The 20,717-nt window shown below is 41.2% G+C and carries 15 protein-coding genes; 4 read left to right on the top strand and 11 right to left on the bottom strand.

All coding sequences use genetic code 11. The features are described 5' to 3' along the window. Positions 1-109: 109 nt before the first annotated feature. Together fabF and AJGP001_RS12410 are read right to left on the bottom strand one after the other, a co-directional pair. A complete protein-coding gene (gene fabF, locus AJGP001_RS12405; RefSeq protein ID WP_058384732.1) occupies positions 110-1,345 on the bottom strand; it encodes a beta-ketoacyl-ACP synthase II in 1,236 nt (411 codons plus the stop codon). Positions 1,346-1,372: 27 nt separating this feature from the next. Continuing rightward, entirely contained in the window at positions 1,373-2,305 is a 933-nt protein-coding gene (locus AJGP001_RS12410; RefSeq protein ID WP_058384731.1) for a beta-ketoacyl-ACP synthase III, read from the bottom strand. Between the two features lie 187 nt (positions 2,306-2,492). Between AJGP001_RS12410 and AJGP001_RS12415 the strand changes: the two genes are divergently transcribed. Continuing rightward, positions 2,493-2,678, top strand: a complete 186-nt coding sequence (locus AJGP001_RS12415) for a YjzD family protein (protein ID WP_071153547.1) — start codon at positions 2,493-2,495, stop codon at positions 2,676-2,678. A gap of 31 nt (positions 2,679-2,709) precedes the next feature. Here AJGP001_RS12415 and AJGP001_RS12420 read toward each other — a convergent pair whose 3' ends face one another. From AJGP001_RS12420 to AJGP001_RS12430, 3 genes are all read right to left on the bottom strand, one after another. Further along, on the bottom strand, positions 2,710-4,851 hold the full coding sequence (locus tag AJGP001_RS12420) for an ATP-dependent Clp protease ATP-binding subunit (RefSeq protein WP_078080599.1): 2,142 nt from the start codon (positions 4,849-4,851) through the stop codon (positions 2,710-2,712). Positions 4,852-5,005: 154 nt separating this feature from the next. Then, positions 5,006-5,314 carry a metal-sulfur cluster assembly factor gene (locus AJGP001_RS12425; RefSeq protein ID WP_058384729.1) on the bottom strand — a complete coding sequence of 103 codons (309 nt, stop codon included), beginning with the start codon at positions 5,312-5,314 and terminating at the stop codon, positions 5,006-5,008. A gap of 65 nt (positions 5,315-5,379) precedes the next feature. After that, on the bottom strand, positions 5,380-6,147 hold the full coding sequence (locus AJGP001_RS12430; RefSeq protein ID WP_078080600.1) for a prolyl oligopeptidase family serine peptidase: 768 nt from the start codon (positions 6,145-6,147) through the stop codon (positions 5,380-5,382). A gap of 159 nt (positions 6,148-6,306) precedes the next feature. Here AJGP001_RS12430 and AJGP001_RS12435 point away from each other — a divergent pair, with 159 nt between their 5' ends. Genes AJGP001_RS12435 through AJGP001_RS12445 form a run of 3 tightly spaced genes read left to right on the top strand, consistent with a single transcriptional unit; the run spans position 6,307 to position 9,333 of the window. Further along, positions 6,307-7,113 carry a Cof-type HAD-IIB family hydrolase gene (locus AJGP001_RS12435; RefSeq protein WP_078080601.1) on the top strand — a complete coding sequence of 269 codons (807 nt, stop codon included), beginning with the start codon at positions 6,307-6,309 and terminating at the stop codon, positions 7,111-7,113. A gap of 20 nt (positions 7,114-7,133) precedes the next feature. Beyond that, positions 7,134-7,985 carry a DegV family protein gene (locus AJGP001_RS12440; RefSeq protein WP_078080602.1) on the top strand — a complete coding sequence of 284 codons (852 nt, stop codon included), beginning with the start codon at positions 7,134-7,136 and terminating at the stop codon, positions 7,983-7,985. A gap of 13 nt (positions 7,986-7,998) precedes the next feature. Continuing rightward, positions 7,999-9,333, top strand: coding sequence for a CoA-disulfide reductase (locus tag AJGP001_RS12445; protein WP_078080603.1), 1,335 nt, complete (start codon positions 7,999-8,001; stop codon positions 9,331-9,333). Positions 9,334-9,396: 63 nt separating this feature from the next. On the opposite strand, the gene AJGP001_RS12450 is transcribed toward AJGP001_RS12445, so the two are convergent. The 6 genes from AJGP001_RS12450 to addB form a co-directional block, all read right to left on the bottom strand. Further along, entirely contained in the window at positions 9,397-10,863 is a 1,467-nt protein-coding gene (locus tag AJGP001_RS12450; RefSeq protein ID WP_078080604.1) for an alpha-amylase family glycosyl hydrolase, read from the bottom strand. A gap of 176 nt (positions 10,864-11,039) precedes the next feature. Beyond that, positions 11,040-11,411 (bottom strand): YisL family protein, encoded by a 372-nt coding sequence (locus AJGP001_RS12455; RefSeq protein WP_058384723.1) that lies wholly within the window; start codon positions 11,409-11,411, stop codon positions 11,040-11,042. 68 nt (positions 11,412-11,479) lie between these two features. Then, complete coding sequence (locus AJGP001_RS12460) at positions 11,480-12,379, bottom strand: fumarylacetoacetate hydrolase family protein (RefSeq protein WP_058384722.1); 900 nt, start codon at positions 12,377-12,379, stop codon at positions 11,480-11,482. Between the two features lie 79 nt (positions 12,380-12,458). Continuing rightward, positions 12,459-13,601 (bottom strand): DUF418 domain-containing protein, encoded by a 1,143-nt coding sequence (locus tag AJGP001_RS12465; protein ID WP_071154707.1) that lies wholly within the window; start codon positions 13,599-13,601, stop codon positions 12,459-12,461. Between the two features lie 10 nt (positions 13,602-13,611). Beyond that, positions 13,612-17,220 carry a helicase-exonuclease AddAB subunit AddA gene (gene addA, locus AJGP001_RS12470; protein ID WP_078080605.1) on the bottom strand — a complete coding sequence of 1,203 codons (3,609 nt, stop codon included), beginning with the start codon at positions 17,218-17,220 and terminating at the stop codon, positions 13,612-13,614. Then, positions 17,198-20,674 carry a helicase-exonuclease AddAB subunit AddB gene (gene addB, locus AJGP001_RS12475; protein ID WP_071154708.1) on the bottom strand — a complete coding sequence of 1,159 codons (3,477 nt, stop codon included), beginning with the start codon at positions 20,672-20,674 and terminating at the stop codon, positions 17,198-17,200. Before addB ends, addA begins: the two co-directional genes overlap by 23 nt. Positions 20,675-20,717: the final 43 nt, after the last annotated feature.

Genomic DNA, 20,717 nt, shown 5'->3' on the forward strand with positions numbered 1-20,717 from the left:
TTTTTTTCATTTTTTATAAAATTATGGGTTTTTTTCTTTTCTTTTACTTTTTATAAGCATAAAAATGGCAATCTACAGGATCCTCCCGTAGATTGCCATTTTTGTCTTGTTACACTTTCTTGAATACTAACGAAGCGTTATGTCCACCAAATCCAAGTGAATTGCTCATCGCGTATTCAAATTCTGCTTTACGTGCAGTGTTTGGAACATAGTCTAAATCGCATTGTTCGTCAGGTGTTTCGTAATTTGTCGTTGGAGGCATAATGCCTTCTTGTAATGCCAGTGCTGTGAAAATCGCTTCGACTCCACCGGCAGCTCCAAGCAAATGACCTGTCATGGATTTAGTTGAGCTCATTCCTAATTTATAAGCATGTTCGCCAAAGACTGTTTTGACAGCCATTGTTTCATACAGATCGTTATAAGCCGTACTGGTACCATGTGCATTAATGTATCCAATATCCGTAGTTTCAACGCCTGCATCTGCCAAAGCTTGTGCCATTGCACGAGCTGCACCTTCGCCACCTTCAGCAGGAGCAGTAATGTGATAAGCATCTCCTGTAGAACCATAGCCAACGACTTCCGCATAAATCGTAGCACCTCGTGCTATCGCATGTTCATATTCTTCAAGAATAACGATACCTGCGCCTTCTCCAATGACAAAGCCATCGCGGTTTTTATCAAATGGACGAGATGCTGTAGCGGCATCTGTGTTTGTTGTCAAAGCTGTATTTGCTGTAAATCCAGCTACAGATAATTGCGTGATAGGCGCTTCTGCTCCACCTGAAATCATCACATCTGCATCGTTACGTTGAATAACTTTAAACGCATCACCAATCGAATTAGTGCCTGAAGCACAAGCTGTTACTGAACAAGAGTTGATTGCTTTAGCACCAAAGTAAATTGATACTTGGCCAGAAGCCATATCCGGAATAATCATCGGAATTAAGAACGGACTAATGCGACGAACGCCTCGCGTATTTAGTACATTCATTTGACTTTCGATTGTCTCCATACCGCCAATACCCGAACCAATCCACACACCTGTCCGCAAAGCTGTTTTGTCATCTAGTTCAAGCTTGGCATCTTTCATTGCCATGATCGAAGCAGCTAGCGCATAATGCGTAAAACGGTCCATTTTCCGAGCATCTTTCTTTTCAATATAATCTTCTATCGAAAAGTCATTTACTTCTGCAGCCACTTTCGCTGAATACAAATCTGCATCTAATCGTGTTAAGGGACCGACTCCAGATTTACCACTTTTAACAGCTTCCCAAGTAGTTTCAATATTGTTACCTAACGGTGTTACAGCACCAATTCCCGTAATAACTACACGGCGATTTTCCATTCTATCTTCTTCCTTTCGCATACCTAATTATTTGCCCCACTTCATAGCAATAGCGCCCCAAGTCAAGCCGCCACCGAATCCAACCATCACGATAACATCATCGTCTTTAACACGGCCTTCTTCTAAGTCTTCGACAAGAGAAATTGGGATTGAAGCTGCTGAAGTGTTACCATATTTTTGAATTGTTTTTGACATTTTTTCAACTGGCAAGCCTAATCGTTCTCTAGATGCTTCCATAATACGAATGTTCGCCTGATGAGGAATCAAAAAATCGACATCTTCTTTTTCCAAACCTGCTTTTTTGATGACATTTATTGCAGATTCGCCCATTTGGCGCACAGCAAATTTAAAGACTTCGCGGCCATTCATTACTAAATACTCGTCCTGATAGAGGTGTTTGCCTCCAGAACCATCAGCACCGAGTTCAAAAGATAAAATACCTCGCCCTTCAGAAACTTTCCCAATAACTGCAGCTCCAGCTCCATCTCCGAAAAGAACAGCCGTGTTGCGATCTTCCCAGTTAGTAATTTTCGATAGTTTTTCAACACCTACAACCAACACATATTTATAAACATCCGAATCGATGAATTGTTTTGCAGTAATAACTCCATACATAAATCCTGCGCATGCAGCTGAAATATCCATAGCCGCAGCATTAACAGCTCCTATTTCTTGCTGAATCACACAGGCCATCGATGGGAAAGGTTGATCAGGTGTAACCGTCGCCACTAAGATTAAACCGATTTCAGCTGGATCAATACCAGCATCTTCAATCGCTTTTTTTGCCGCTTCACGCGCCATGTCAGAAGTGTCCTGATCGTCTTTTGCAATCCGACGTTCTTCTATGCCTGTCATAGTGCGGATCCACTCGTCGTTCGTATCCATGCGCTGCTCTAATTGAAAATTCGTCAATCTTTCTTCTGGCAGGCATCTGCCCATACCGACTATTCCAGCATTCATCTTATGTCCCTCATTTCAATTATCATCATATATTAGTACCTGGTGTTAATAATACGCCATACTATACTCAATTTCAACTAACTGACATATTTCCGACAAAAAATATTCATTCTCTACAATCTTTCTTTCTGTCTTGAAGAGCTTATGCTATGATTAAACTAGATATTCTATGTAGAGGTGAAACTAGATGCAATATATTGGAACATTTTTTTGGTCATTCTTACTGATTTCATTAGTCAACTACGTGGTAAGTGCAGTACAAAACGTACCTTTCGACTTTATGGTCGGCGTTTACATTTCGATCGTATTTTCAATTTTAATCTTCGTTATGGTAGCGGTTATTCCTAGCGAACTAACTCCTGAAAAACACTAATAAGAAAAGAAGCGTAATCCGGAATTCCGGATTACGCTTCTTTTTTGTTGATAACAATTTGCTTATTATCGTCCATGGTTAATTCCAATTCGGTATGGGCAACAATTCCGCCTCCAATTAATTCCCGGGCAATATTTGTTTCAATCGTACGCTGGATAAAGCGTTTTAATGGTCGCGCACCAAAAACCGGATCGGTTCCTGCTTCAACGATATAGTCAATAACTGAATCATCTACGGTTAGTTTGATTTGTTGTTTACTCATACGAACGGCTAGTTCAGCAATCATTTTCTTCGCTATGCCATAAAAATGAGCGTTGTTAAGTGCGTGGAAAATAACAATATCATCGATACGGTTCAATAGCTCAGGTTTAAAATGTCTGCGCAATTCTCCCATCACAATGTCTTCAATATCGTGTTCATTGCTCGCATCGTTAATATAGGCAGAACCAATATTAGAAGTCATAATGACTACCGTGTTGGAGAAGTTAACTAATCGTCCTTGGCTGTCAGTGATACGGCCATCGTCTAATATCTGCAGTAAGATATTGGCAACATCCGGGTGTGCTTTTTCAATTTCATCGAGCAATACAACGGAGTACGGATTCCGGCGCACGGCTTCTGTTAGTTGGCCACCTTCTTCGTAACCGATGTATCCCGGAGGTGCCCCGACCAAACGTGACACACTGTGTTTTTCCATATACTCTGACATATCGATTCGAATAAAATGATCTTCCGAATCAAATAGATTTGCGGCCAGCGATTTTGCTAACTCTGTTTTCCCTACGCCTGTAGGTCCAAGGAAAATAAAAGAGCCAATTGGTTTTCTTTCGTCTTTAATACCCGCACGCGCTCTCCATACAGCTTCTGTAACCAGTTCGACTGCTTTGTCTTGACCAATTACGCGCTCTTTTAACGTCTCACCTAAACGCAATAACTTTTCACGTTCACCTTCTACTAATTTTGTTACCGGAATTCCAGTCCACCTTGCGACAATTCCTGCAATTTCTTCTTCCGTTACTTCTTCGCGCAGTAAGCGCTCAGTACCCTCTTGTTCTAAAGCGGCTTCTAGTGCGACTAATTCTTTTTCGAGTTCGGGAATTTTGCCATGCTGTAAGACAGCCGCCGCATTCAAATCATAACGATTTTCAGCATCTTCTAATTGTCTGCGGAATTGGTCTAATTGCTCACGTTTTTGTTGAATTTTTTTCAATGATTCTTTTTCTTCCGTCCATTGACTTCTCATGCCAGACGAAGAGTCGCGCAGTTCAATAATTTCTTTACGCAAGGTGTCGAGTCGTGCTTTGCTTGCTACGTCTTTTTCTTTCATTAACGCTTGCTCTTCAATTTCTAGCTGCATCAGACGACGCGTCACTTCATCAAGTTCTTGAGGCATTGAATCGATTTCTGTACGAATCATCGCACAAGCTTCATCAATTAAATCAATGGCTTTGTCAGGCAAAAAGCGTTCTGTAATGTAGCGGTCCGACATAGCAGCCGCTGCGACAATCGCACGGTCATGAATTCGAACAGCATGATGTAGTTCAAAACGTTCTTTTAAGCCACGCAAAATCGATACCGTATCTTCAACAGACGGTTCGCGCACCAGTACTTGTTGAAAACGTCGTTCTAAAGCCGGATCTTTTTCGATATGCATGCGATACTCATCTAGCGTAGTCGCACCAATGCAATACAGTTCTCCTCTAGCAAGCATGGGCTTCAGCATATTCCCTGCATCCATTGCTCCTTCAGTTTTCCCTGCTCCAACAATCGTATGAATTTCGTCGATAAACAAAATAATCTGACCTTCGCTATCTTTCACTTGCTTTAAAACGGCTTTTAATCGTTCTTCAAATTCTCCACGGTATTTAGCACCAGCAATTAACGCACTCATGTCGAGTTCGTAAATGGTTCGGTTTTTTAATCCTTCTGGTACGTCGTTACGAACAATGCGTTGAGCTAATCCCTCAACAATTGCTGTTTTACCAACACCTGGTTCACCAATCAACACGGGGTTATTTTTTGTTTTACGCGATAAAATTCGAATTACATTACGGATTTCCTGATCTCTACCGATAACAGGATCCATTTTTCCTGATTGCGCTTGTTCAACCATATTCCGGCCAAACTGCTCCAATGGAGATTTTTGTTCTTCGTTATTCTGGGATTGAACCATTTTATCCACTCCTTTAAAAGTTTGACTATCTTTGACTAATTAAATTATAGCTAATTATTCACTGTTAAGCAATTATTTCGACCTTTTTTTAGTACTCGTATCAAACAAAAAACCCTCACTGGAATAAATCCAATGAGGGTTTTTTACGTACTATTTATCGAACGCCAAGTGCCATTTTTGCATAGCGTGACATATGTTCTTTGCCCCATACTGGCTGCCAGACGATTTTTACATCGACTTCTTCTACTTCAGGTAGTTCATACAAAGCAGTTTTAACCATTTGCACGATCTGTGGTCCCATTGGACAACCCATAGACGTTAACGTCATCGTCACTACGGCAAAACCATCTTCTGTCAACATCACATCATAGATAAGCCCAAGATTAACAATATCGACTCCTAGTTCAGGATCGATTACTGTTTCTAACGCACCCATCATACTATCTTTCATATCTTGATCCATCTAAATCCCTCCCTTACTATTAAAACTATCTTAACAAACTTCATATGAAAATGGAATCGACATGCTTAGTTAGATAAATACTTCGCGAGCCATTCTGTCGCTTCAAGCATCCCTTTTCGGCTTACTGCATGTCCCGCTTCTCTTTCCCGAGTAAAGGTTATTTTTTCTGGTACCGCTTCGTAATGCTTCTTAAGTTCTTTATACAAGCGATAAGTTGGTTCAAAAGGTACCGTCATATCTTGTTCGCCGTGCCAAAAATAAATGGGACGGCCATTAAACTTCGCTTGATGTTGAACACTGTCAAAAATCGCTAAAGTCGAAAGCATTCGTTCACGCTCTTCTTCACTAACTGGCAGCTTGAATCCTCTTGATTCATATTGGGCCATTTGTGCTTGCGCTAATTCTACATAATTCCCTGCACCCATCATTACTGCAGCTACTGAAATCCACGGATAAACTGTCATTGCTCCTAGAGTGGTAATCCCACCCATAGAAGTGCCACCTACTCCTGGTTCTCCAACTACTAAGTCTTGCTTGTGCAGTTCTTTGTGTAAAAAGGCTAATTCTTCTATAGACGTCAGAACAATTTCCCAAAATCGCAGGCTGATCTGAACATTATCCAATCCTTCACTTCGTTCACCGTGAAGATGCGCATCCGGCAAAATTACACGAAGTCCTTTTTCAGCCAATTGGTAAGCGTAATGCAAGTTATGTTCTTTTGCACTCGTATGGCCATGAAAAAAGACAACCGTTGGCAATGCGACTTTTTCGCATTGATCTGGTGTTATATGAAGCAACGGTATGTGCCCCCAAATTTGTCGTTGAACTCTCAACTAAAATCACTTCCTTCACCTCTAATCGTACCAATCTTCTCGATTCCCAGCAAACGCCGATTCTCTCTAGCGAAAAGTCTTTTCCTCCTCTGAAATTTTTGACGAATCGCTTGTACTATCGCTACACTAGGAATAGATAGAAAGGAGACGGCTATTTTTATGAAACAACATTTAATTGTTCTAGATTTAGACGGCACATTATTGACCGATCAGAAAGTTATTTCCCCGAAAACAAAACGAACGTTAAATAAAGCAATGGAAGCAGGACATGAGGTAATGATTGCTACGGGTCGACCTTATCGTTCAAGCGAAACTTTTTATAAAGAGCTAGGACTAACAACCCCCATCGTCAATTTTAACGGTGCATTTGTCCACCATCCTACAAACAATCATTGGGGAACACATCATACACCAATCGGATTGAACGTTGTCCATGAAGTGGTAGAGTCTATGCATAACTTTGATTTCCATAATATTGTGGCAGAGGTCTTAGACGATGTGTATGTCCACCATCATGACGAAAAACTTATGGATATTTTTCGCTTTGGTGATCCTACAATCACAACTGGAGATTTACGCAATTACTTAAAAACAGATCCGACGTCTATTTTGATTCATGCTCCATATGAACGCGTACAGGAAATCCATGACCATTTATCTTCTGTACATGCAGAAGTAATCGATCATCGCCGTTGGGGAGCTCCGTGGCACGTGATTGAAATTGTGAAAAGTGGGATGAGTAAAGCCGTTGGACTAGATCGTGTTTCCAAATCAATGGGCATTGCACGAGAAAACATTATTGCTTTTGGTGACGAAGACAATGATCTTGAAATGATTGATTTTGCAGGAGTCGGTGTTGCCATGGGCAATGCCATTGAACCGTTAAAAACGATTGCCAATGAAATCACGTTAACTAATAACGATGATGGCATTGCTGAGTTGTTAATAGAGCGGTTGAAGCTGTAACTACAAAAGGGGGATTGACTATGAGACTATTTGCTGACAGCGCATCTGATCTGCCAAAAGACTTTTTCGAAAATGAAAACGTTGTTTTATTGCCGCTTCGTGTTCATATTGGAGATCAGGATTTCGAAGACATTCGAGGCATTCAATCCATTAAAGTGTTTGATGCAATTCGTGGTGGTGATCAACCTAAAACATCCCAAGTTTCACCTGAAGAAATGTGGTCAGCTTTTGAACAGCTGGCAAAAGACAAAGACGAGGGCTATTATATTGCCTTTTCTTCTGAGCTATCAGGTACTTATAATACAGCCGTAATGGTGGCAGATCAGGTACGTGAAGAATACCCGGATTTGAAGCTAACAATACTAGATTCAAAAGCCGCTTCGCTTGGCTACGGACTGTTAGTAAAAGAAGCCGCAAAATTGCGCTCCGCTGGACAGCCTCTCGAAACTATTATTAAGAAAACTCGTTTGATGATTGATCATTTAGAAAGTCTGTTTACTGTAGAAGACTTAGATTATATGGCTAAAGGCGGCCGCATTTCCAAAGGTAGCGCTTTTGTTGGCGGGTTATTAAATATTAAGCCATTGCTTCACGTAGAAGATGGCAAACTTGTACCGATTGAAAAACTTCGAGGACGTAAAAAAGTGATCAAACGGATGATTGACCTAATGAGAGAACGCGGAACTCAATTAGATCAACAGACAATTGCCATTAGCCACGGTGACGACGCAGAGTTTGCGGCTTTACTAAAACAGGAGATTGAAAGCAACTTCCACCCGAAATCCGTTGAAGTCCATATGATTGGTTCGGTCATTGCTGCACATACGGGTCCTGGTACACTGGCAGTATTTTTCTTCAATACAATTGACTAGGAGCTGATTGACGATGAACAAAATAGTTATTGTAGGCGCAGTTGGCGGAGGCGCTACTGCCGCAGGTCAACTGCGCTTCTATGATCCAGACGTGCAGATTATTGTTTTTGATCGTGATTCGACGATGTCTTATGCAGCATGTGGAACGCCGTATGTTATAGGCGGTGTCATCGAAGATGAAGAGTCAATCATTATGACCGATCCCAAACGATTTAAGAAAAAACGAGATATCGATGTTCACATGAGACACGAAGTAATCGCAATCGATCGAGCAGCCAAAAAAGTGCTTGTGCACAATCTGGAAAGTGGCGAACAATTTGAAGAGTCATACGATGCCTTAATCTTAGCTCCAGGTGGTTCTGCAATTGTTCCTAAAATCGAAGGTCTAGATACATCGAAAGTCTTTACCTTACGAAATTTTGAAGACATGCAAAAAATTGACCAGTTCATCAAAACTGCACAACCCAAAAATTGCGTCGTTTCAGGTGGTGGCTTTATCGGGCTAGAAATGGCAGAAAACCTTAAAAACATTGGCTTGGACGTTTCTTTAGTGCATAGATCCCCAACCATTATGTCTATTTTGGATACCGATATTTCATTAATGATCGAGAAAGAACTGGCACTTCAAGATGTTAAATTAATTACTGGAACAGAGATCAAAAAAACTGAAGGCAAAACCATCCACCTGTCAAATGGCATTGACATACAAGCAGATTTCATTATTATGAGTGTTGGTTTGAGACCGAATACTAGACTGGCTATGAAAGCGGGCTTAACAATTGGTGAAACTGATGGTATTGAAACAAATGAATTTATGCAAACAAATGATCCATCGATTTACGCCATTGGAGATGCTTCAGAGAATTTTGATATGGTAACGGGAGATCCCAAAAGAGTTCCACTTGCTTCTCCTGCGCATCGTCAAGCATTTATCGCAGCGAGTCACCTTACGGGCAACAAGGTAGCGAAAAAAGGTTTGCTCGGAACTTCCGTCTTGAAAGTTTTCTCATTAACTGCTGCAATGACAGGGTTAAACGAAAAAGCGATTCAAGATAAAAATTTAGCTTTTGCTACAGTGACGCATACCGGCAATTCGAATGCGGGTTATTATCCTGATCATTCCGAAATCACGTTAAAAGTCCATTACGATCCACAAACCCGTAAGATTTTAGGGGCACAATGTATTGGTGGCAAAGGCGTTGACAAACGAATCGATGTCATTGTGACAGCAATCTATGGTGGGTTGACGATTGACGATTTGCAGGCACTCGAACTTTGCTATGCACCTCCCTATTCATCGCCGAAAGACCCAATTAATATGGTAGGTTATAAAGCATTAAGTAAATAATGCCAACATCAAAAACAGGCAGAAAAAGCAATCCGCTTTTTCTGCCTGTTTTATTTTTTCGGATTATTTCGGATTTTTCTCAACTGTCGACTGTTTCGCTGCATCTGCTTTACGTTGTTTGCCTTTACGCCAAACAAACCACAAGAACATCATGAACACAACATACATAACAACTAGCGTTGCAATGTATGCAGAGTTGAGTTTACTTTCTTCTGTTACGTGGAACACTTCCGCGATTTCTCGATCTTGTGTTATTCGGTAATCCCCATTATCTCCTTGGCGAATAATATCACTTTCAAATAATCCACGTAATTCCTGTCCTTGTCCAATGACATCAGCTGATAGGTTAATGCTCTTTGTTGAAGACGCGTTGTTAATAGCAACAATCCATGATTCTTCGTTATTCGAACGTTTATAAACGAGCCATCCATCTTCATCGTGTAGCACTTCCAATTCCCCTGTTCGTAATGCTTCAGACGAATTACGCAATGACGTCAAGTTAGTGATGTGATCAACAAGTTCCTTATCTACGGCCATATCTAAAATTTGATGAGATTCATCCAACTCTGTCCCATTCATAGCAGATTCTGAACCGTATTGAACGACTGGAATTCCAGGCATCGTCAACAACTGAGTCAACAATAGCGTCCAGCGTGTCGGCGGAAATCCATTTTCCGCTACAATATCTGCTGTAAATCGAGATCCAGTCAATGAATCTACTTGAATCAAGTTGTTTTTGCTTTGCTCCATGATCGTCGTTACGTCAGTCATATCCTGATCAAAATTCTTATAAGCCGCACGTAATGTCTTTTCCACACCAGGCACCACTACCGCATCGAATGCACCACTGTCTGCCATTTCTTGATCACTTAAAATGTAACTATCTCGCACCTCTTTTATCGCTTTAGAAAAATCGCTAACAAAAGCTGCATCTAATTTGTCTGCATCTTGTAGTCGGAACCCGTCAACCTGATAGGCTTCACTAAATTCTACAAATGTAGCAATTAGCGCTTCTTGGACCTCTGTGTTTGCTGTATCTAGTGCCAAGCTACCGTCTTCGTTTTCTGTAAACCATTCTGGGTTTTCAACTGCCCACACATGATCTGCACTTACTTGTTGCGTCGGAATATCCACAATTACTTTCATTTCTTGATTATGGATTTCATCTACCAAGGTTTGAAATTCTTCTTCTGTACCAAAATGACGCTCGAATTTAGTATAGTCTTTTACTGTTTTGCCATCATATGTAGCTGTTGAAAATACAGGTCCTATTGAAAGAGCTGTAAAACCCATTTCTTTCGCAAATAATAGTTCACTGGCCATTCCATCAAAATCGCCACCATTAAAAGCCGCAGGATCTAATGCATTTACTTCATAATCATTATTAATCTTTTTATTGAAATAACGGTCAACTAACACATCATAGATAAGTTCATCTTTAAGTTCCCGCTCTTCTGCAGCAAACACTGGATTGACTAGTGCCAGTAGCAGTACAGTTGTTATTATGCTCAAAATCCATTTTGTCTTCAATTCTAAGTCCTCCTTCAATGAGGTTGTTGGTACATTCCACCCGATTCATTTTATCAAACTCCAGCTATCGCCGCCATGTAAAGTTAGTGTTTCAGCACTGACTTGCTGGAGTTTCGTCTAAACTGTGAAAAGTTGCATAGAAAAAGACAGGTGCTAGATGCACCTGCCTACTTTCCTTAAAAGAAATCCAATCCGATTGGCAACATGAAACCGATGAACATTGTTGCAAGTAAGAACAAGACAAACAATGCCCAGAACATCGTAACTGGTTTTTGTTTTTTCGAACGGACCAACACCATCTCCATCATTCCAATTGTCAAAACACCCAATAAGAACTTAATGCCGTATAACATTGCATCATAGGAAGAATGGGCGATAAACAATGTTAATCCTGTAATGATGATCAAAACATAGAACAATCTCAAGACCATGTGCAAAATTTTACGGCCTTTACTGTCGCGCTGCATAAATGCGGCGATCAGAAACAAAATGACTGCAACAACCCATGTCGTGATGTGTAAATGTGTAGTGTCTGTAAAAATGCTCAAAAGCTCACCTCTTCTAATAAAGTCCTTTCCAGTTTATCACAAGTTGGACGATGGGAAGAGCCTATATCTTATGACAAATGTGTGACGAGAGTCCCAATGGATTCAATCGACACTTTAATCGTGTCTCCCGCTTTTAGGAATTTTGGCGGATTGAAACCTTTGCCCACTCCAGCCGGTGTCCCAGTAAGAAGAACATCCCCTGGTTCCAGCGCAATATATTTTGATACTTCCGCTACAAGGTCATCCACACGACGGATCATGTTTTCCGTGTTGCCGTTTTGGCGTACCTCATCGTTAACTTTTGTGACGATTGATAGATTTTGTGCTTGTGGGATTTCATCTTTTGTGACGATGTATGGACCTAATGGACATGAGCCCGACAAGCTTTTCCCAAGAAAATACTGTTGGTGTTTTTGTTGCAAGTCCCGTGCAGTCAAATCATTTGCAATGGTATAGCCAAAAACATAGTCATAAGCCATTTGCTTTGGTATTTTGTGTCCGGCTTTACCAATAATAACAGCTAATTCGCCTTCGTAATCATAGGAATCCGTTACATCACTGTGAACCGAGACGGTTTCACCGTCAGCTGAAATACAAGTAGCCGACTTTGTGAAAACTACTAAGTCTACAGGAGCTTCTCCACCCATCTCTTTTGCATGATCCGCGTAATTCTTTCCAACGCAGATGATATTTTTCGGCGTTCTCGAAATTGGAGCTAACCATTCAATTTCTGAAAAAGAGTGTTTGAATTCTTCAGAGCGGTCAGATTGGACAGCGGCTTCCGTCAATTTACGGATTTGTTCAACAAATTCCATTCCTTGCGGGATTCCTTCAATCAATTGTGTAGGAAACGCAGGTAGAACTTCTAATTGCTGTTGAATCGCAACTAAATCCCATACAGCTTCTTCCTTTTTAACTTTTGGTCCAAATCCTTCTTTTCCTTCATAGCGAAATGATAACAGCTTCATTCGTCAAACACTCCTTTTCTGTGGTTGAATTCATTATACACATTCACGGTTTTGAATTGTTAGTTTTTTCGAAATTATTTCAATAAGTCCATTTTCTCCAGACACTTTCAAGCGGTCCACGCGAAAACTTCTCAAACCACAGTTCCGCAAAAATAAGCTGAATCACGAAAATACCTATGGCAATCAATGTCCCCGTCAACAAATCCACTTGGCCATATAATCCCAATCCATATGAATAGAAAATCAGTGTTGCAAAAATAGATTGCGTAATATAAGTCGTTAACGACATGCGTCCTACTTTAGCAACTGGAGAAAGTAGTTTCTGCATCGCGTTGTTCTGAGCTAGTAAAGCAATAATCGCCGCGTAGCCAATTGCTACAAGCGGTCCTCCGAAAATATCTTGCAAATAAACAAAAGCATAATTCGGTTCTAATAGAAACGGCAAAGATTTTAGCGCCAAACCGATTAACAGTGGGACAATCGCTAAAAACAGCCACAATTTCCGCTTTTCCTGTGTTCGTTCAATTAATCGCCATTTTGCAGCAGCCGCTCCAACCATTAGAAATGGCAGAATGGTAGCTATTAAGATAACAAAGCCAACTAAATTATTACTATAGGACCAGTCAGCCAATCGCTGGCTAAAAATTTCCGCAAAACTCCCTGATTGATACGCTTGTATCGAACTTTCGATTTCCATATACCCAACATAAATATTCGGATCAGCGGCTACTGCTAAAAATAAAATACCTAGTAACAATACATGCGGTACTGTATAAATGATCGCACCAAATCCTACTAACCAACTGGATGGCAAACGAATCATGCCAATAAGTAAAAAGCCCATAATGGCGTAAGTGATTAAAATATCCCCATACCAAATCAAAAAGGCATGAATCATGCCGAATAACAGTAAAACCACAAGTCGTTTACTAGCCAAAGGCATAAAGGGACGTTCACTCGCTTCTGCACGCATGTATTGCATGGCTAGTCCATAGCCAAACAACATTGCAAAGAGCGGGTAAAAACTGCCTTGGATGAATATATCGATAACAAAATAGATTCCTTCATTCATCGCTCCATTAAACCATTTATATGGATCGATATAGAAAAAAGGCGAATGGAAAGCTAGCATGTTAACGATCAAAATGCCAAACAGTGAGAATCCCCTCATTAAATCAATCGCTGTTACTCGTTCTTGAATAGAAACTGGCTGTAAGTTCAAAATAATCCTCCTAAATAATCACTTCTTGACTCGCTGCAAACAAATAGAGCCACCGTTCTTTTATTGAAATTCTCAGGATTGACTCGACTGCTTCTTGGTAGACAGTCAGCTGGACGCTATAGCGTTCGGTCATTTCATTTGTCACATTGCCCATATTCGCAACGCGATCGGTTTTATAATCCAGCAAAACCCAGCCATATTGTTCTTCAAAAAGACAATCGACGATTCCTTGGATAATTTGATGGTCTCCATCAGCGTCTTTTTTGGCATAGGTGAAAGGTACTTCTCGTTTAATATTTTTCGCTAAGCGTAGACGTCCAGCTGTTTCGCTTTTATAAAAGCGTTCAATTTCTTTAACACTCACTACTTTTCCTTCAGCAGGCGACAAAATTTCCATCCCAACTAAACTGTCGATGAATTCTTTTATTTCACTAACAGTCATCGTACGATCCAATGGGATATGTTGCATGACCGCGTGGACAGCCGTTCCAACATCAGCTGCTGACAACTGTTTGTCCATCATGAAATCTGGCCGGTGCAGCAGTTTTGCCGTTTTAGGTTTTGCTGTTTGAACGAAGGATTCGGGTTCATCCAGACGCTGCAACATCTGCAGTCTTTTCATTTCCGTCACCGATTGTTTAGAGCGTTTGTCGACTGCCCGCTGGTGTGGATACTGATAATTGAAACGCTCATTGACGAGTTGCTGATAATCTTCAGCTGTACTCTTGTCTTCTAGCAATTCATCCAAACCCACTATAGCTGGAAGCAAGGTTTGAGATTCGATAATTTCAACATCAAAATGAGAACAATGGTTAAGCAAATTGCCGTTACTGTTTAATGACTCTTTGGCATCAGGGTGTCTAGCTACAGCTGGACCAATCCAATCTAAATACCCTTTTGCACGTGAACGCATAAAATCTGGCAGCAGCACGTCATGTGTGCTGACTTTCCACTTTTCAACTAGCTTATCAATCTCTTTAACAGAAGCGGTCAAAAATAATTGCTCTTTTGCTCGTGTCATCGCTACATATAAAACCCGCATTTCTTCCGCTCTCATCTGTAGCTGTTTCATTTCTCTGACCGCCAGAAACGGCAACGACGTATATTCGATTCTTGTATCCGGATTGACTGCTTTTACTGCTAGTCCATAATCTTGATCAAACAAATACGATTTCCTGAAATCCATTTCGTTAAATGAACGACCGGTACCCGCAAAAAAAACGACGGGAAACTCAAGTCCTTTTGACTTATGAACCGTCATAAGCCGAACGACATTTTCTTTTTCACTAAGCGATTTTGCAGTTCCTAGATCATCTCCACGCTCACGCATCCGGTCAATAAAGCGTAGGAACCGGAACAGTCCACGAAACGATGTTTTTTCATATTCTAATGCCCGATCATGTAAAGCACGTAAATTAGCTGTCCGTTGTTTGCCATTTGTCATCGCACCGGCCATCTCATAATAATTGGTGTCTAAATACACCTGCCATATTAACTCTGCCAGAGAACCACGACGCGCAAGGTTTCGCCACTGATCTAGTTGAAGAACGAAACGTTGCAACTTCTCAGCGGCAGCGGTATCAATTCCAGTACCCGCACGCATAAAGGTTTTTACTGCTTCATAAAATGAAGCTTGAGGTGCCGCTAAGCGGATTTCAGCTAATTCATTTTCCTTTAATCCAACAAATGGTGCACGTAAAACAGAAGCCAGTGGAATATCTTGGTAAGGATTATCAATGACACGCAATGTGTTGAGCATAATCATCACTTCAAGCGCCTCAAAATAGCCTCCTCTTAATTCTGCATACAGCGGAATTTCAGCCATCTTAAATTCTTCTACAAAGTCTCCTGACCAAGTCATAGAACGCATCAGGACTACAATATCACGATATTCCAGTTTTCGTTGTTGCCGGGTCCATGGATCGTTAATCATTGTTTGGCCGTCCATCAGTTTCTTGATTTTTTTGGCGATAAAACGGGCTTCCCATTGCGATTTCACTAAGTCTTCGTCTACCAATTCCTCTTCCGTTTCAGGTTCGTGAATCAAAGCCAATTTAATCGGAATTGGCTGTTCCGGATAAGGAGCTTTTGCTTTTAGCGCTGCTGCTTCATCATAGTCAATTTCTCCCATTCGTCGTCCCATAATTTGAGAAAAAATATAATTGGTACCGTCTAGTATCTCTTTACGGCTTCTGAAGTTCGCATTTAAATCAATTCGCAATCCGGTATCTTTTGCATCGTAGCGAAAACGAGCATATTTCCCTAAAAAGAGCATTGGTTCGGCGAGACGGAAACGGTAGATGGATTGTTTAACATCTCCTACCATAAAGAGATTGCCGTCTTGTTCTCCGCCGGATTTCACGAGGTTCAAAATTGTTTCTTGAAGCAAATTCGTATCTTGATATTCATCCACTAACACTTCTTTAAAGCGACTTTGGTATTCTTCCGCAATTACAGAAGGCTTGCCCTCATCCATTAAAATTTCTAATGCATAATGCTCAAGATCAGAAAAATCTACTAACGCTTTATCAATTTTCAACGCCTTGTATTGCTCTGCAAACAGTTGTGTGAGCTCAACTAAGGTTTTCATCATAGGTGCCATTTCGCGCATTTCTTCAAGTAAGCGTTTGGGGGAGCGAGTAAAATAGGCGTCAAACAATCCACTGACAATTTTCTTTACTTCATTGCGTCTAGCTTTTGCTTCTTCTGCAATGTCTGGGTCACACGAATCTTTGCGAATACTTGCTGCCTTTTCCCATTTAAACGTTTTCGAAAAATCGTACAGGCTGTCCCAAGAATCCTCCAAAGAAACAATGGCTGCCTGGATGACCTCCGCGTCTGTTTTAAAAGTTACTTCTAATACGCTTGGACCATCAGGCTGTACCGCCAACTCAAGTCCTTCTCGAGTTAACTGCAATGCCTCTTCCAAAGCATGACGTATCGTCAATTTTAAATCGTCAATAAACGGCAGTTCATCAACTGTGGAAGATGCCGGTACATTGTATAACGTGGGCACTTGTACTAGCCAAGCTTCCGGATCAGGATGCACACGTGAGTAATCGTAAAGCTTGCTGAGGAGAACTTCCATCGCTTGGTCGCTGCGATCAGAAGTAAAACTGTCTGCTAAGCGGTACACCGCCTCTGCGCCTTGTCCTTCGTAAGCTGTCTCAAGAACGGCTTCAAGTACATCATCCCGCAACAATGCAGCTTCAGTTTCTCCAGCAATCCGGAAACCTGGATCAATTTCCAGTAAATACGCGTATTGTTTTACGACTTGCAAACAAAAAGAATGCAACGTGGAAATTTGTGCTTTATTAATTAGGCGCAATTGTTTTCTTAAATGAGTCGATTCAGGATTTTCTGCAACTGCTCGTTCCAAAGCATTTGCCATTCGGTAACGCATTTCAGCAGCTGACGCATTGGTAAACGTAACGACTAAAAGTTCGTCTACGGATATAGGATCTTCTTCGGCCAATACTTTTTCAATCATTCGATTAATCAAAACAGCTGTTTTTCCTGAACCAGCTGCGGCTGACACGAGCATATCTTGTCCTTTTGCCCAAATTGCTTGCCATTGTTCATCGGTCCATGTGGCATCAATCGGTTTTTTCGGTATCATCTGCAGCGGTCTCCTTTCTAATCAATTCAACTGCCTGTTGGGGTGACAAAGCTGAAAGTTTTCGGTAGTTTTGCTGTGGATCTGCCGGATCAAATTGGCAAACCGAGCGATAAGAACAAAATTGACAAGGTGTATCTTCTTTTACTTTATAAGGAGTAATGCTCGTATTGCCTTCTAGTATGCCATTTCCGGCATTTTGATGCTTGCCACGGACAAACCGCCGAATGGCTTGCATGTCTTCTTTCATGACTGTTTTTGATTGGCTAGCTGATACTGCACCACTTTTGTTGAGTCTGACAGGTATAACGTTGGAATAGCCAGCTATGCCGTCATCCATCGCTTGAATTACTTCTGGGTCTTCCACGACCAAGCCATTCATTTTAAAGGATTTTGCCAGTTCTTCTTCTAACTCTTGAGCCGTCATCAACTTTGTGAGCTTTAGCATAGGATTGTGCATATGGAAGTACAGTACGCCAGCAGGTTCGGCTTCTTCTCCAAGCCAGCGATCAGCATGTGTCAATGCTACATCTAAATACGTAAAAGTCTGTAGCGACAGACCGTGATAGACATTACTAAGGTCAAGATCTTGTTTAGATGATTTATAATCGACGACACGTAAATACGGTTTACCGTGGATTTCAGTCGAATCAATTCGATCAATGCGTCCGCGGACATTCATTTTGCGACCATCTTTTAAAGAGATTTCAAGTGGTGGAATGGTTTCTTTCGGTCCAAACCCTACCTCAAGTGCAACTGGGACAAAGCCAGAAACTTTGGCGTGCTTGCTTAACATGAAGGCTGTCTGACGAATAATCCCTTCTAGTTTATGTTGAATATAACGATAGCGGTGTGAACTAATTAAGATATGATTGACGAAATAAGGCGATAATTGTTCAATTGCCTGTTTCGCTAAGTTTTGACATTGTGTTTTTGTCAGTGATGACCAGGATATGCCAAGTCGCAACACTTCATCTGATATCCATTTAATCGCTGCATGAAAAAGATCACCCATAGCAGGAGCTGCCAATTTATATTGACTTCTTTCTTCAAGGCGCAAACCATATGCCACATAATGCGCAAACGGACAGCCATAATACGTTTCAACTCGTGAAACGCTAGAGGAAATTGGCGTACCATATAAAGGATCTGCAATGTTTTTGCGCAGTGAATCGGCTGTATTGGGCTTAAGTGGTGCTAAAATGCGGTGAATGACAGAAGACCAAAATGGATCTTCTTGATAGTAATGTAAAACGGCATGCCATTCTGCTGACAAATCCCCACCGCGAATTTGCGACGTTAAATAAGCTAAACTCGCTCGCGGATGCGAAATATATGCCAATGGAGAAGCGTTTAGCAGCTCTTCCGGATCGATAACAGCAGGAATCGTTTCAATCGCTAACATATCTTTCAGCTTTTGAATATAAAGAGAAGGCAACAGTGCTTTGCCTTCCTCATCTGCAATCGGAAACGACACCGTCAACAAATCCGATGCAGAGGTAAATGCACGGTAAACCATATAAGTCTCATCCATTAAACGCATTTTCGAAGTTGGCGCTAGTTCAAATCCGATTTGCGCAAACCACTCACGGTCTGTATCCGTCAAAATCCCATCTTGCTCGATTCGCTTTGGCAATACTCCATCATTAGCTCCGACGACGAATACCGATTTGATATCCATCAAACGCGCTAAATCAATTTTGGATACCATGACTTGATCTAATGAGGGCGGAATTCGTGAAAATTCTAGCGTCTCAAAACCCTCGTCTAAGATTTTCACCGCTGTTGGTAAATCGATTTCTTTATCTCCAAACATCAACACAAACTGATCCAGTACACCGATCCACTGGTTCCAGGCCTGTTCGTGTTCGGTAGCCGCTAATAGACGATGTTCCTGTTCTTCACGTTCTCTCAAATCTTGAATTTTGGCGTATACGTTCATTTTTTCTATGAAGAGAAACAGTGATTCCGCTATATCTCTTCCTGTTTTACTAAGTTTTAATTGTTCCTTTAACTGTGCCATCGGTTCTCTGATTACATCACGAACTGCGTGAAGCTCTAGTTGAGCTGCCAATTCTTCATCTGTTTGAATCGACGTATGAAATTCCAGTCCACGGTATTTTTTGTAAAACCAGCGCTTTTCCTCAAACCAACGCTCTCCGTATATCCCATTTGCTATGACAAAGTTCTCCAGCACATCACTGCGTTCTCTCCATTTGGAGACAGGCCCTTGAGGAAAAAACAAATCCGTCTTAACTGCCCGGAAAATTGATTCATAGGAATAATTATTGACAACTGCTTCAAGAATAGAGCGGCTGAATTCGATCAATGGATGATGGAGCATCGATTTTTTTTGACTAATAAAATAAGGAATTTCGTATTGCGGAAAAATAGTATTAATCAGTTCATCATAAATTTCAGGCTGTCTGTAGAGGATGGCAATTTCATTATACCGAAACCCACTTCTTACTTGGTCTCTTATCGCGCGTGCCACCGCATGCATCTCAGCTCTTCTGTTTGAGGCCTCGACTAGCGTAACATGACCTGATCCTTGAATTGTTGGAGTTGGAAACACATCAAAATGCTGTTCAATATGTTGAAGTTCTAAATTAGTAAATCGGCGTGACAAATCCAAATGCACCGAATGGTCAATCTCGATGCCTTCTTTCGCAGCTTGTTCAGTTAATCGTCTGGCCGTATTAGCAGACTGATAAAATAAAGCCTGTTCGTCGTTTGGATCTGTTTGTTCATCCATCGGTAAGGCGATTGTCACCGATTTAGCATGTTTCATTAATTCAAAAAGAATTTCGTATTCTCTCGCTGTAAATGTTACAAATCCATCAATGTAGATCGTCGCTGATTTCACTAAATCCGAATATGGAATTTTTTCACTCAGTAAAGCCAAGTGACCTTCAGAATCAACAAAAACTTTTCCTAAACGATTTTCAATCTCGGTAAGGATTAGTTCGAGGTCTTGTGCTTTATCGAGCAGCGTTCTCGGCGCCCCAGCTTCAGTTAATGAAGAACGGATTGATCCCAATTCTAGACAATCCACACAGTAGCGAGCGAACTCTTTCACTAGTTGTTCAATTTGGTCGGTAAAACCTCTTTTGCCTGCTGCCCGACGAAATAATTGAAAATCATCTCGGTGATCTTCCAATAAGCTGCGGATGAGCATGCGGTATCCGAACGTATCCACTTCTTTCCTGCTTATGCCTCCAACTTCTTGTAGCACACGCCAAGCCAGTCGTTTAAAAGTAACGGCCTGTGCTCGAATCATCCCGTTCATGCCGTAATCTGCCGCAAGCTGATATTCGGTGGAAAACGACATCTGATCCGGAACGATGAGGAAAATCGGTTCTCCGTCTGCTTGTCGTTTCAATTCATCTACTATTTCTTCTTGAACAAAACGAGTTTTCCCCGCTCCCGCTCTGCCGTATACAATGCGCAAAGACATATAATCACTCCCCAAAAGAACATTTGTTCTCATTATACGTTTA

Source organism: Planococcus faecalis, from assembly GCF_002009235.1.
Taxonomy (GTDB): Bacteria; Bacillota; Bacilli; order Bacillales_A; family Planococcaceae; genus Planococcus; species Planococcus kocurii.